This is a genomic window from Ensifer sp. Root1252, from assembly GCF_001425885.1.
Taxonomy (GTDB): Bacteria; Pseudomonadota; Alphaproteobacteria; order Rhizobiales; family Rhizobiaceae; genus Ensifer; species Ensifer canadensis.
In genome coordinates this window covers 577755-590572 of sequence record NZ_LMDT01000012.1, presented here as the reverse complement: position 1 = coordinate 590572, position 12818 = coordinate 577755, and the positions used below count along the sequence as shown (strand labels likewise).

The window sequence follows — 12818 nt, the reverse complement described above, 5'->3', positions numbered from 1 at the left end:
GACATTCAAGCCCGGAGAAACCGATGAAATCGTCTTCCGCCCTGCTCTTTGCCTCCACAATCCTGCTGTCTTCGCCCGTTGCAGCGGCCGGCCCCAATGTGGTGGCTTCGATCAAGCCTGTCCACTCGCTCGTCGCTTCGATCATGCAGGGCGTCGGCGAACCGTCGCTGATCGTCGAGGGTGCTGCTTCGCCCCATACCTACAACATGAAACCGTCGAACGCCGCGGCGCTGCAGGCGGCCAAGGTGGTCTTCTGGGTCGGCCCGGGGCTCGAAGCCTTCCTCGACAAGCCGCTCGATGCGCTGAGCGGCGGCGCCAAGGTGGTGGAGCTCAGCGAAGCGCCGGGTCTTGAGAAGCTGAAGTTCCGCGAAGGCGGCGCCTTCGAGGCGCATGATCACGACGACGAGGGCCATGGTGAGGAGGGCCACAAGCACGCCGAGGGCGAAGCGGAACACGACGATGCCGCAGCTCCCGAGGCTGCTGCCGCAGATGACCACGATCATGCGCATGAGGGCCATGATCACGAAGGCTTCGACATGCACCTGTGGCTCGACCCGCAAAATGCTAGGGCGATGGCAGCCGAGATCGAAAAGACGCTCACAGAGGCCGACCCGGACAATGCCGGCGCCTACAAGGCCAATCTCGAGAAACTCAACCAGCGCCTCGACGCGCTGGACAAGAGCCTGGTCGCAACCGTCGCGCCGGTGAAGGACAAGCCCTTCGTCGTCTTCCACGATGCCTATCAGTATTTCGAGCATCGCTACCAGGTGCGGGTGGCGGGCTCGATCACGGTCAGCCCGGAGGTTCTGCCCGGCGCCGATCGGCTGTCGCAGATCCACGCCAAGATCAAGGAACTGGGTGCGACCTGCGTCTTTGCCGAACCGCAGTTCGAACCGAAACTGATCAATGTGGTGATCGAAGGCACGCCGGCGAAATCCGGGACGCTCGATCCAGAGGCGGCCACGCTCGATGCCGGGCCGGACCTCTACTTCCAGCTGATGGAAGGTATCGGCACGTCGCTCAAGACCTGCCTCGCCTCGGCAAGCTGATCCGTGCTCCCAAGGCGGCATAGCCGTCCTCCCAAGGCGGCAAAGGCGCGCCACGCGCCGCCCCTCTCCGTCATGCTCGGGCTTGACCCGAGCATCCAGCGTGCCTCCCTGTGGGGCTTTCAGCCGCTGGATCCTCGGGTCAAGCCCGAGGATGACGAAAGGACAGATCAAGCCCCGGAAGTGACCGGCGGACAGGTCTAACCGATGACTGAGACCGGTCGAGGCAGGACCGGCGCACAAGGCCGAAGCCTCGCGGCCGATGGCAAAGCCAGTCCACGAGCGACCGGATTGTTCAGGCGGGCGTAAGCGTCCGCCTTTTATAGGCGCGTCAAGCGTAATGGTATAACATACAGGAAACAACGATGGAAAGACTTCCCGTAACCGTGCTGTCCGGCTTCCTTGGCGCCGGCAAGACGACGCTGCTCAACCATGTGCTGTCCAACCGCGACGGCTTGCGTGTAGCCGTCATCGTCAACGATATGAGCGAGATCAATATCGACGCCGCGTTGATCCGCGACGGCGGCGCCAACCTGTCGCGCACCGAAGAGCAGCTCGTTGAAATGACCAATGGCTGCATCTGTTGCACGCTGCGCGACGATCTGCTGCGCGAAGTCCGCGATCTCGCCGAACAGAACCGCTTCGACTACCTGCTGATCGAATCGAGCGGCATTTCCGAACCCCTGCCCGTCGCAACCACCTTCGATTTTCGCGACGAGGATGGCGAAAGCCTTACCGACGTCGCCCGCCTCGACACCATGGTCACCGTGGTCGATGCCGCCAATCTGCTTGCTGACTACTCCTCGCTCGATTTCCTTGCCGATCGCGGCGAGACGGCAGGCGAAGGCGATACCCGCACATTGGTCGACTTGCTTGTCGAGCAGATCGAGTTCGCCGATGTCGTCGTGCTCAACAAGATCGGCACGGCTACATCAGAGCAGCGCGATGCCGCACGCAAGATCATCGTCGGGCTGAACCCGGATGCGCAGCTGGTGGAAGTGGATTTCGGCCAGGTGGAACTGCGCGACGTGCTCGGCACCGGCCGCTTCGACCTTGCCAAGGCCGAACAGCACCCGCTCTGGTACAAGGAGCTGCATGGTTTCAAGGATCATATTCCGGAAACCGAGGAATACGGCATCCGCTCCTTCGTCTACAAGGCCCGCCGCCCGTTCGATCCCACCCGGTTCCAGGCGTTTCTCAATCGCTCCTGGCAGGGCGTGGTGCGGGCCAAGGGTTTCTTCTGGCTGGCGACGCGACCCTATCATGTCGGCGAACTGAGCCAGGCCGGGCCGCTGGTCAGAACATCAAAGATGGGCCTGTGGTGGGCGGCAGTGCCTAGGGAGCAATGGCCGCGCGACCCGGGCTTCCTGAAGGCTGTCGGTCCCTACATCGATCCCGTCTGGGGCGATCGCCGCCAGGAGATCGTCTTCATCGGCGCCGACCCCATGGATCAGGCGATGCTGACGGCCGAACTCGACGCCTGCCTGGTCAATGACACCAGCTTCCAGCCGGACCGTTGGCGGGATCTGCCCGATCCCTTCGCGAACTGGTCGCAGCGGGCGGCCTGATGCAGGCGGCCGGTCCAAGACCACGTCGACCGCGCTTCACCTGCATGGGCCTCAATGCCGCCGGCAGGCCCGTGCCGATGTTCGATCCGTTCTTTGATGGACAGGATAATGGGGAGGAGGCACTCGCCCCGCCCGGCCCGCTGGAGCGACTGCTTTTCGGAGAGCGGGGTCGGACTGAAGCCGCGGACATTCCGTCGCTGCGTCGAACGACGGTGTAGGGAAAATCGAAGGGGTAGCCATAAAGCGCCCCCGGACTGCTGACAAAGTTGCCGCTGGTTATCTGCCGACCATTGGCAAGCTCAAGGCGATCGGAAACTTCCTTCATTCCTGTGCCTGTCACAGGAATCCAGTCAGCCCAAGTCCTTGGGCTAAAGGGTCTTTTGGCCCGACAGACGTCGGGCCACTGGATCCCCGCCACAAGGGCGAGGATGAGGAGAGCGGGTTTCGCCCTTCGTCAATAGATTCTTTCAGAGGCTGTAATAAGTTTGAAGGGGCAGCCCGAAAGGCTGCCCTCGATCAAATCGTTCAACGCGCAGACGTCAGGCCGACGATGACGCCGGTCGCAAGGCTGATCAGCAGGAAGTCGTTGTCGACACGCACCCACTGCTGGCCGCGCGGCGGCTGGCGCAGCTTGTAGCGGCGATAATCGCGCACCTGCGCCATGTGGCGGCGCTCGGCGGGGCTCAACCGATGGCCGCGCGACCAGCGTTCCTTCTTCTTGACGATGACACGCTTTTCGATTGTCACGTGCTTGTCGACATGCCGGTCCACGTGGCGGTCGACAGGTCGACGCTGATAGCGGTCGTAGTTCTGTGCGACCTCGAAGGAACCTGCCGGCTGGGCAAAGGCTGCTACCGGTGTGATCAGGAAGGAGCTGGCGACCAGAGCGGTCAGGAGACGTTTCATCGGGGTATCCTTTCGTTATTTGCACCCCGAAAATAGGTCCGGCTTCCTGAACCGAATATGAAACGCTACATTACAAATACGTAATGATATCTAGTACTTATAAGCCTTACCTTACAGACTGATATTCTCACTCTGAGAGGCTGACGTAACGGAACAGATCGAAATCCGCCGCCAGTCCCGCACCCGACGTGTCGAAGGCGAACATGCCGGCGAAAGCGCCGGTAAACGATCCATGTTCGCCGCGGCCGCCCTCGTCCGACACCACGCCAGCGTCGAGCACCGGGCCGAGGGCCTGCCAATCGACCGCCCCGTCTGCGCGCCAGAAGAACTGCAGGTCATTGTCGCGGATCTCCATGGCAAGCCCGATCGGCCCTCCGGGCACGGCGATGCCGCTTCCGACAGGAAACTGCAGCCGGCCAAGCGGGAAGTCGCCCGGGCAGGACAGGATCGTCAGCGTCCGCCCAAGAGTCTCGTGCCAGGTGAGGCCGAGCGCATGAAACTTGTGGCGGTTGTAGTAGTGCGTCAGCCCGGCGACCTGCTGATAGGTCTCCGGCGCGAAGTCGACCAAGGTTTCAGCGCGGAAAGAATGATGCTCCTGCCGGCGGGCGACCAAAGCCTGCTCGAACCAGCTGCCGATGCTTTCGCGGGCAAAGAGCCTCAAGTGCCCTGCCCGCCTTTCCAGCGAAAAGATCCGCTCCGGCAGCGGCGTGCGCAGCCACTGGAACTCGGCCGGAAGCGCGGCCCCATCGAAATCGGTTTCGACCACGCGCGGCTCCACCAAGGCCCCGACCGGGCCTGGAGCTGCGACCAGGACTTCGGGAACCGGCCCGCCGTTTTCGAGATAGAGCCAGCCGTCATCGCGCCAGACGCATTTCTGCAGTGCCGTCTCGCGGCCAAGCGTGCAGCGACGCTCCGGCGGCAGCGGCCGGCCGCAGAGATGGGTGTGATAGGCTTGCCCGTCCGGCGTCTCGACATATTGCCCGTGCCCTGCGCGCTGCAGCGGCGCATCAGGGTGATCCTTTGACGTGATTAGGTAGGTATCGGGATGGATTTCGTAGGGACCGTCGATCGTGCGCGACCGCGCCATGGTCACGGCATGGTCGTATCCCGTGCCGCCTTCCGCCGTCGTCAGATAGTACCAGCCATTGCGCTTGAAGAGATGCGGCCCTTCGACCAGACCGAGCGGCGAGCCGGCAAAGATGTTCTTCACCGGCCCGGCCAGCCTGCGCGCGCGCTCGTCCCATTCCTGCAAGAGGATACCGTCGAAGGCCGGATGTTTCGGCGAGCCGCCTCTGCGATGGTTCCACTGCATGTTGAGGAACCATTTTCGCCCATCGTCGTCATGGAACAGCGACGGGTCGAAGCCGGAGGAATTGACGTAGACAGGATCGGACCAGACGGCTTCGATCGCCTCTGCCGTGACGATGTAGTTGTGTGCGTCCTTGAAGTTGCCGTCGAAGCGCTTGACGTCGGTATAAACAAGGAAGAACAGGCCGTCGTTATAGGAAAGGCACGGCGCCCAGACGCCGCAGCTATCCGGGTTGCCACGCATGTCCAGCTGGCTTGCCCGCTCCAGCGGCCGGCGCACCAGACGCCAGTTCACCAGATCGCGCGAATGGTGGATCTGCACGCCCGGATACCACTCGAAGGTGGACGTGGCGATGTAATAGTCATCGCCCACCCGGCAGATGGACGGGTCCGGGTTGAAGCCGGGCAGGATCGGATTGCGAATCAGGGCAGTCATTCCTCGGGCATCCTCCAATTGTCGGCCGCATCCAGCCCCAAACCGCCGTGATTTTCAAGACTGCAACGTTACAGTTGGTGACGTAGCCCACGACGCGGCACGAGTGGTTCACGCAGTATTGCCATTTGCGCCCTTCACATCTGCAGTGAAACCCACTGGCGATACTGGTTGGCACCCTGTTGTGCACAATGATTGGGCAATCGCCTGACAGCTCCATTCGACTTTAGTCTGGGGTGGCGGAACTAACCGGGAAAATCGAGCCTCGGACTTGAACGCTGGCTTGAAATCGGCACTCTGGTTGTGCTTGGCACAAAAACCAAAACAGCCACTGCGGGGAGGAAATCGATGAAAGCGTTACTCGGCTTCAGCCGACTCATAGACACGACGACCGAGTTCATCGGCAAATCGGTGTCCTGGCTCATTCTGGTCGCTGTGCTCGTCAGCGCCGGCAATGCCATCATCCGGAAAATGTTCAACATGTCGTCGAACGCCTGGCTCGAGGCGCAGTGGTATCTCTTCGGGGCGGCCTTCATGTTCGCCGCCGCCTATACACTGAGCCAGAACGAACACATCCGCATCGACGTCGTCTACGGCCAGTTCTCGCGCCGCGTGCAGCACTGGATCGACCTGTTCGGTCACGTCTTCTTCCTGATGCCGTTCGTGCTGCTGATGCTCTATTACTTCGTGCCCTACGTGAAGATGTCCTACATCTCGGGCGAGGGCTCCTCCAGCGCCGGTGGCCTGATCATCTGGCCGGCCAAGGCCATCCTGCTCTTCGGCTTCCTGCTGCTCGCCTTCCAGGGCGTATCCGAAATCATCAAGAAGGTCGCGATCATGACCGGCAACATGGACGACCCGACACCCTATGTGCCGACCCATGCACCGCTTGACGACGTCGTCGCTCCGGAGGCCCGTCCATGATCGAATTCATTGCTGAAAACCTGGCACCGATCATGTTCGTCTCGCTGATCGTGTTCCTGCTGCTGGGCTATCCCGTCGCCTTCTCGCTCGCCGCCAACGGCCTCCTGTTCTTCATCATCGGCGTGGAGCTCGCTCCGCTGTCGGATTCGATCAACCTGTCCTGGCCATTGCTCAACGCGCTTCCGGACCGGTTCTGGGGGGTGATGTCGAACGACACATTGCTTGCCATCCCCTTCTTCACCTTCATGGGGATCGTGCTCGAGAAATCGGGCATGGCGGAAGACCTGCTCGACACAATCGGCCAGCTCTTCGGCCCGATCCGCGGTGGTCTCGCCTATGCGGTCATCTTCGTCGGCGCGCTGCTTGCAGCCACCACCGGCGTGGTTGCAGCCTCGGTCATCGCCATGGGCCTGATCTCGCTGCCGATCATGCTGCGCTACGGCTACGACCGCAGGGTCGCATCGGGCGTCATCGCTGCCTCCGGCACGCTCGCCCAGATCATCCCGCCATCGCTCGTTCTGATCGTTCTCGCCGACCAGCTCGGCCGCTCAGTCGGCGACATGTATGCCGGCGCGCTTATCCCGGGCCTGGTCCTGACCGGCCTCTACATGATCTATATCCTGATCATGACCTTCGTCCGGCGTGACTCGATGCCGGCCCTGCCGCTGGCCGCCCGCACACTCGGCTCCGGCGTCACCTCACTGATCGTCGCGCTCATCGTCGCCGGCGCCTTTGCCTACGCGGCGCATATCTATCTCTATCCGACCCATGGCGAGAACGCCGACATCCTCGGCGCCACCGTTGGCGTCGGCTTCATCTACGTCGTCGCTCTTCTGGATCGCGGCTTGAAGATCAATGCGATGTCGCGGCTTGCCCAGCAGGTCATCATCGTGCTGATCCCACCGCTGGCGCTGATCTTCCTCGTGCTCGGCACCATCTTCCTCGGTATCGCCACGCCGACAGAAGGCGGCGCCATGGGTGCGGTCGGTGCACTGATCATGGCGGCGGCCAAGGGCCGCCTGAGCATGGACGTCGTTCGCTCGGCCCTGGCGGCAACCACCCGGCTTTCCGCTTTCGTGCTGTTCATCCTCATCGGCGCCCGCGTGTTTTCGCTGACCTTCTACGGCGTCAACGGCCACATCTGGGTCGAACACCTGCTGACGGCGATGCCGGGCGGCGAGACCGGCTTCCTGATCACGGTCAACCTGCTCGTCTTCTTCCTGGCGTTCTTCCTCGACTTCTTCGAGCTTGCCTTCATCATCGTGCCGCTCTTGGCTCCGGCCGCCGACAAGCTCGGCATCGACCTGATCTGGTTCGGCGTGCTGCTCGGCATCAACATGCAGACCAGCTTCATGCATCCGCCGTTCGGCTTCGCGCTCTTCTATCTGCGCTCGGTCGCGGCCAAGGTGCCCTATCTCGACAGGGTCACCGGAAAGATGACACAACCGGTGACGACAGGGCAGATTTACTGGGGGGCTGTGCCCTTCGTCGGCATCCAGATCATCATGGTGGCGCTGACGATCATGTTCCCGCAGATGGTCATGCACTACAAGGGAAGCGGCGAAGTCATCGATCCGAACACCATCAAGATCGAGGTGCCCGGATTCGGGACCGGTGGCGGCGGGCTTACGCTCCCCGACAACGGCGGCGGCCTCGGCCTTCCCGGCGGTCTCCAGCTTCCGGGCGGCAGCCCGCTCGACCAGAAGCCGGCGGACCAGAACGGCGGGGCTGGCGCACAACCGCAGACGGCGCCGTCAAACGACCTGAGCCAGCCGCCTTCGTTCAAGTAACGTTCGGCTTATGCAGACAGAGGGCGGCCCCGTAAAGGGCCGCCCTCTCAGCTTGCTGCCCCCCGAAGATCGCTTTCTGGCAAACGGGCATCCCATTTTCCCTCATCCTCGCCGTTGTGGCGGGGATCCAGCGACCTGACGTCCGTCGGGCCAAAAGACTCTTTTCAGCCCAAGGACGTGGGCTGACTGGATTCCTGTGACAAGCACAGGAATGATGGAGGTTTTGGATGGCGTTCGGGCTTTCCCCCGCAAACTTGCGATGATCGAACATGCCCTTGTCGGCAGTCAGGGCTGGCCCCACAAGGGCCGCCCTCTTCATGTGGCAACAAGCCTGCTCCAGCCACCGATGTCCGCTCAATCCAGCCGCTTGGCCGGATTGTCGCGATACCAGTCGACGATCATCGGCATCATCTCCTCGAACGGGCCGCCGACGAAAACATTGAGCAGGCCCATGCGCGACGTGCTCTCGTTGCGGAAGTCGTGCATCGTTCCGCGCGGGATGACACAGATCGATCCCTTCTCCATTTGGTGCCAGGTGTCGCCGACCAGGATGCTGGCGGTCCCCTCGATCACGTAGAAGATTTCGTCATTGTCGTCGTGCGTATGCGCCCCCGGCCCTTCGTGCCGCGCCTCCACCCACCATTCGGAAATCGAGAACCGACCTTGGGTCTCCGGGCCGTCGGCTTTGAACACGGCCTGTATCGCGCCCATGTCGTAGCGCCGGCCGCCGTCCGGCCCGTGCACGATCGATTGGCTTTCGCTCGGCATGGCATCCTCCTCATCGAGCGTTAAGACAGCAACCTTACCACGAAATCTGGAGACCGCGTCCACCCGCAAGCCGGAACGAAAAAGCCGCCCGCAACCGAAGTTGCAAGCGGCTTTCATTCCGGTTCGATGCCGCTTCCCATCAGCGATGGAAAGCGCTGTAGCCAGTCGCAGGCTTAGAGCTTGCCGCCCCGCTGCAGGATCATCATGAAGGTGTCGTAGTTGTATTCGGCGATCTGGGCGTTGAGGTAGTACTCGCCGCGGAATGCCTTGATCGAGTCCCAGATCTTCTTGAAGGTCGGGTTCGAAGCTTCCATTTCGGCATAGACTTCGTTCGCCTTTTCGAAGCACGCCGACAGGATTTCCGGGCTGAACGGGCTGAGCTTGGCGCCCGAAGCCACCAGGCGCTTGATCGCCGACGGGTTCAGGTAGTCGTACTTCTGCAGCATGTTTGCGTCGGTTGCGTGGCAGGCGGTGCGCAGCAGCGACTGGTAGTTCTTCGGCAGGCCGTCGAACGCCGCTTTGTTGAACATGGCGTGGACCGTCGGGCCACCTTCCCACCAGCCGGGATAGTAGTAGTAGGGCGCGACCTTGTAGAAGCCGAGTTTCTCGTCGTCATAGGGGCCGACCCATTCGGCAGCGTCGATGGTGCCCTTTTCGAGCGCCGGGTAGATGTCGCCGCCGGCGATCTGCTGCGGCACGACGCCGAGCTTTTCGACCACCTTGCCGGCGAAGCCGCCGATGCGCATCTTCAGGCCCTGCATGTCGGCAACGGTCTTGATTTCCTTGCGGAACCAGCCGCCCATCTGCACGCCGGTGTTGCCGCCGGGGTAGCCGACGAGACCCTGGGTCGCCAGGAACTCGTTGAATAGTTCGATGCCGCCGCCATGGTAGTGCCAGGCGTTCATGCCGCGCGCGTTGAGCGCGAAAGGAACGGCAGCGCCAAGCGCCCAGGTCGGGTCCTTGCCCCAGTAATAGTAGGCGACCGTGTGGCAGGCCTCGACCGTACCGGCAGCGGCAGCATCCGCAGCCTGCAGGCCGGGCACGATTTCACCGGCTGCAAAGACCTGGATCTGGAAATTGCCGTCGGTTGCTTCAGAGACATATTTCGAAAGGACTTCGCCGCCGCCATAGATCGTGTCCAGCGACTTGGGGAACGACGAGGCAAGGCGCCAGTTGATCTTGGGATTTGCCTGCGCGATCGCAGGCGATGCGAGCGCCGATGCGCCAGCCGCAGCCAGGCCACCGAGGCTTGCGTTTTTAATGAATGAACGGCGATCCATGGTTCCTCCCTATTTCCGCCGAGGCAGAATCCGGCGCAACCGTGGTCGCGCCTCCGCCCAATGGAACCTCACCGCCTTTGCGGCACGTGCGAGGCCCCGCTCCTCCTCCCAAAGCGTCGCGATCTCCAGGATTCGCTCGCTGCGCTTTAAGCTCTACTGCAGTTTCCTTAAATCCTATTCGATTTAAGAATAAAAACATGCAGCAATTCAAAGTGCTACAGCGACCTTTGCGTGTCTCATAAGACGCGCGGCGCTGTAGTTTCTGCAAAGCCGCTGCGCACGGCATGCTTTGGAGCCATCCGTGTCGCAGCGCGAACCGGTGGCATCGACGCACCTTACACGCTCACTTATGCATGTCCAGCGGACGCTTTCCGGCGCATATTCGACTTTTGTCTAATGCGCCGGAAAGTAATCGGATATGCTCAAAATCGAGGCAAATCAATGTATTCGCAGGATCAGAGCTCGGCCGAAGAGGCCCAGAGATTGACGTCGGCTTCGCGCGCGTAAAGGTCGATCTCGGCCAGCTCTTCCGCCGTGAACGTGTCGTTTTCAAGCGCCTTGACGCAATCGACGATCTGCTCGGAACGGCTGGCACCGATCAGCGCCGAGGTGATGCGCCCGCCGCGCAGCACCCAGGCGAGCGCCATCTGCGCCAACGTCTGGCCGCGCTTTTCGGCAATGCCGTTGAGCTTGCGGATGTTGTCGATGATCGCCGGACGGATGAAGTCCTTCTTGAGGAAGTGGTTCTGTGCGGCGCGGCTGTCCTGCGGAATGCCGCCGAGATACTTCGTCGTCAGCATGCCCTGGGCGAGCGGCGAGAAGACGATCGAGCCGATGCCGAGATCTTCGAGCGTGTGCACGAGGCCGTCGTCCTCGATCCAGCGGTTGAGCATGGAATAGCTCGGCTGATGGATCACGCAGGGTGTGCCGAGTTCCTTCAGGATCGCGGCCGCCTCGCGGGTGCGCTGCGAGTTGTAGGAGGAAATCCCGACATAAAGCGCCCGGCCCGACCGCACGATATGGTCGAGGGCGCCGCAGGTCTCTTCCAGCGGCGTGTCCGGATCGAAGCGGTGCGAATAGAAGATATCGACATAGTCGAGCCCCATGCGCTTCAGGCTCTGGTCGCAGGACGCGATCAGATACTTGCGGCTGCCCCACTCGCCATAGGGACCCGGCCACATGTCGTAGCCGGCCTTGGATGAGATGATCAACTCGTCGCGCAGATGCGCGAAGTCCGTGCGCATGATCTCGCCAAAAGCGGTTTCGGCCGATCCCGGAGGCGGACCGTAATTGTTGGCGAGATCGAAATGGGTGATGCCCAGATCGAAGGCAGTACGGCACATGTCGACCTTGCGGTCGTGCGGGGTGTCGCCGCCGAAATTGTGCCAAAGCCCCAGCGAGATCGCCGGCAGCTTCAGGCCGGACCGTCCGACGCGGTTGTACTTCATGGTGTCGTAGCGGTTTTCCGCCGGTAGCCAGGTCATCGCAATTCCTCCGCGATCGGGTTTTGATGGCGAATAAGAGACCGCCATCCTGCAAATGAGAAAGGTTTCCGCGGCTGCGGAAACCTCTGTTCAGAAACGTCTAAACTGGTCCGATGCAGCTATGAAGCGGCAGCGGCACGATTTCCCGATATTTCTTCTTGAGGTTCGATGAGCAGCGCCCGCGCCTCCTCGATCCCGAGGGCTGCCGGCTGGGTGCAGGTGGTACTGAGTTCGATGAACCGCCCTTCCTCGCCCGACTTCAGGATCGATACCATCACGTCGACGCCGTGCAGCGCGCGGTCAAGCGAGCAGCGGGCATCGCGACCCTCGAGAATGGCGATCGCCATGTCGGCAAGGCCAGCCGTGCGGTAGTTCGCCATCGGGCCCTGCGGGTGCTCCTGGTTTTCGACGGCAAAGGGATGATCCCACATTTCCAGCGGCTGGATGTTCTTGTCCCGGCCGCTCGCTTCGACCTTGCCGCCGAAGAAGTTGGGATCAGGGACGAAAATCGAGCCCTCCGTGCCGTAGAGCTCCATATTGGCGTGGCGATGCGACCAGACATCCCAGCTCGCCGACAGGGTGATCGTTGCGCCGTTTGCGAACTCCAGCAGCGCATGGATGTTGGTCGGCGTCTTCACCGGGATGACCTCGCCGTTGCGCGGCTCGCTGGTAATGGTGCGTGTCGGATTGGCCATCGAAGACAGCGCTGCCACGCGCTTCACCGGACCGATGAGGTTGATCAGGTTGGCGATGTAGTAGGGCCCGAGATCGAGGATCGGACCGCCGCCGGGAAGAAAGAAGAAGTCCGGGTTCGGATGCCACATCTCCATGCCGGGGCTGAGCACGTGGCAGGTGCCCGACGTCACGCGGCCGATCTTGCCGGCGTCGATATAGCTGCGGGCAAGCTGGTGGGCGCCACCGAGGAAGGTGTCGGGGGCGCAACCGACCGTCAGGCCCTTGGCCTTGGCAAGGGCGCGGAGTTCCTCACCCTGCTCCAGCGAGAGCACCAGCGGCTTTTCCGAGTAGACGTGTTTTCCCGCTTCGAGAATACTCTTGGATACCGGGAAATGCGCATCAGGGATCGTCAGGTTGACGACGATATCGACATCCGGGTTGGCGAGAAGCGCTTCGATGCTCTGCGCTTTGACGCCATACTCAGTCGCCCGTGCTTCGGCTGCCGCCGGATTGATATCCGCGCAGGCGACGACTTTGATGCCCCTGAAAAGCGGGGCAAGCTTGAAATAGGTGGTGGAGATGTTGCCGCATCCGATGATGCCGACGCCAAGTTCCTTGGTCATGGATCTACCTGTT

At 61.9% G+C, this 12818-nt stretch carries 10 protein-coding genes; 4 read left to right on the top strand and 6 right to left on the bottom strand.

Annotated features, from left to right (window positions below):
• Positions 1 to 23 precede the first annotated feature (23 nt).
• Together znuA and zigA are read left to right on the top strand one after the other, a co-directional pair.
• Positions 24 to 1049, top strand: coding sequence for a zinc ABC transporter substrate-binding protein ZnuA (znuA, locus tag ASD02_RS15410; protein WP_025427321.1), 1026 nt, complete (start codon positions 24 to 26; stop codon positions 1047 to 1049).
• Between the two features lie 362 nt (positions 1050 to 1411).
• Positions 1412 to 2614: a zinc metallochaperone GTPase ZigA gene (gene zigA, locus ASD02_RS15405; protein WP_025427322.1), complete on the top strand. Its 1203-nt coding sequence runs from the start codon at positions 1412 to 1414 to the stop codon at positions 2612 to 2614.
• Between the two features lie 525 nt (positions 2615 to 3139).
• On the opposite strand, the gene ASD02_RS15400 is transcribed toward zigA, so the two are convergent.
• Together ASD02_RS15400 and ASD02_RS15395 are read right to left on the bottom strand one after the other, a co-directional pair.
• Positions 3140 to 3520, bottom strand: coding sequence for an RcnB family protein (locus ASD02_RS15400; RefSeq protein WP_025427323.1), 381 nt, complete (start codon positions 3518 to 3520; stop codon positions 3140 to 3142).
• A gap of 127 nt (positions 3521 to 3647) precedes the next feature.
• On the bottom strand, positions 3648 to 5264 hold the full coding sequence (locus tag ASD02_RS15395) for a glycoside hydrolase family 43 protein (RefSeq protein WP_025427324.1): 1617 nt from the start codon (positions 5262 to 5264) through the stop codon (positions 3648 to 3650).
• Between the two features lie 345 nt (positions 5265 to 5609).
• Between ASD02_RS15395 and ASD02_RS15390 the strand changes: the two genes are divergently transcribed.
• Positions 5610 to 6185 (top strand): TRAP transporter small permease subunit, encoded by a 576-nt coding sequence (locus ASD02_RS15390; protein ID WP_025427325.1) that lies wholly within the window; start codon positions 5610 to 5612, stop codon positions 6183 to 6185.
• The gene (locus ASD02_RS15385) at positions 6182 to 7975 is read left to right on the top strand and encodes a TRAP transporter large permease subunit (protein ID WP_025427326.1); all 1794 of its coding nucleotides are present in this window, start codon (positions 6182 to 6184) and stop codon (positions 7973 to 7975) included. Before ASD02_RS15390 ends, ASD02_RS15385 begins: the two co-directional genes overlap by 4 nt.
• A gap of 354 nt (positions 7976 to 8329) precedes the next feature.
• On the opposite strand, the gene ASD02_RS15380 is transcribed toward ASD02_RS15385, so the two are convergent.
• The 4 genes from ASD02_RS15380 to ASD02_RS15365 form a co-directional block, all read right to left on the bottom strand.
• The gene (locus ASD02_RS15380; RefSeq protein WP_057214282.1) at positions 8330 to 8743 is read right to left on the bottom strand and encodes a cupin domain-containing protein; all 414 of its coding nucleotides are present in this window, start codon (positions 8741 to 8743) and stop codon (positions 8330 to 8332) included.
• Between the two features lie 173 nt (positions 8744 to 8916).
• On the bottom strand, positions 8917 to 10023 hold the full coding sequence (locus ASD02_RS15375) for a TRAP transporter substrate-binding protein (protein WP_025427328.1): 1107 nt from the start codon (positions 10021 to 10023) through the stop codon (positions 8917 to 8919).
• 455 nt (positions 10024 to 10478) lie between these two features.
• The gene (gene mgrA, locus ASD02_RS15370; protein WP_025427329.1) at positions 10479 to 11507 is read right to left on the bottom strand and encodes an L-glyceraldehyde 3-phosphate reductase; all 1029 of its coding nucleotides are present in this window, start codon (positions 11505 to 11507) and stop codon (positions 10479 to 10481) included.
• Positions 11508 to 11626: 119 nt separating this feature from the next.
• The gene (locus ASD02_RS15365) at positions 11627 to 12805 is read right to left on the bottom strand and encodes a Gfo/Idh/MocA family oxidoreductase (RefSeq protein ID WP_025427330.1); all 1179 of its coding nucleotides are present in this window, start codon (positions 12803 to 12805) and stop codon (positions 11627 to 11629) included.
• Positions 12806 to 12818: the final 13 nt, after the last annotated feature.

Excerpts from the sequence above, each read along its gene's own strand:
- znuA (WP_025427321.1), top strand. The coding sequence starts at position 24 with ATGAAATCGTCTTCCGCCCTGCTCTTTGCCTCCACAATCCTGCTGTCT.
- zigA (WP_025427322.1), top strand. The coding sequence starts at position 1,412 with ATGGAAAGACTTCCCGTAACCGTGCTGTCCGGCTTCCTTGGCGCCGGC.
- ASD02_RS15400 (WP_025427323.1), bottom strand. The coding sequence starts at position 3,520 with ATGAAACGTCTCCTGACCGCTCTGGTCGCCAGCTCCTTCCTGATCACA.
- ASD02_RS15395 (WP_025427324.1), bottom strand. The coding sequence starts at position 5,264 with ATGACTGCCCTGATTCGCAATCCGATCCTGCCCGGCTTCAACCCGGAC.
- ASD02_RS15390 (WP_025427325.1), top strand. The coding sequence starts at position 5,610 with ATGAAAGCGTTACTCGGCTTCAGCCGACTCATAGACACGACGACCGAG.
- ASD02_RS15385 (WP_025427326.1), top strand. The coding sequence starts at position 6,182 with ATGATCGAATTCATTGCTGAAAACCTGGCACCGATCATGTTCGTCTCG.
- ASD02_RS15380 (WP_057214282.1), bottom strand. The coding sequence starts at position 8,743 with ATGCCGAGCGAAAGCCAATCGATCGTGCACGGGCCGGACGGCGGCCGG.
- ASD02_RS15375 (WP_025427328.1), bottom strand. The coding sequence starts at position 10,023 with ATGGATCGCCGTTCATTCATTAAAAACGCAAGCCTCGGTGGCCTGGCT.
- mgrA (WP_025427329.1), bottom strand. The coding sequence starts at position 11,507 with ATGACCTGGCTACCGGCGGAAAACCGCTACGACACCATGAAGTACAAC.
- ASD02_RS15365 (WP_025427330.1), bottom strand. The coding sequence starts at position 12,805 with ATGACCAAGGAACTTGGCGTCGGCATCATCGGATGCGGCAACATCTCC.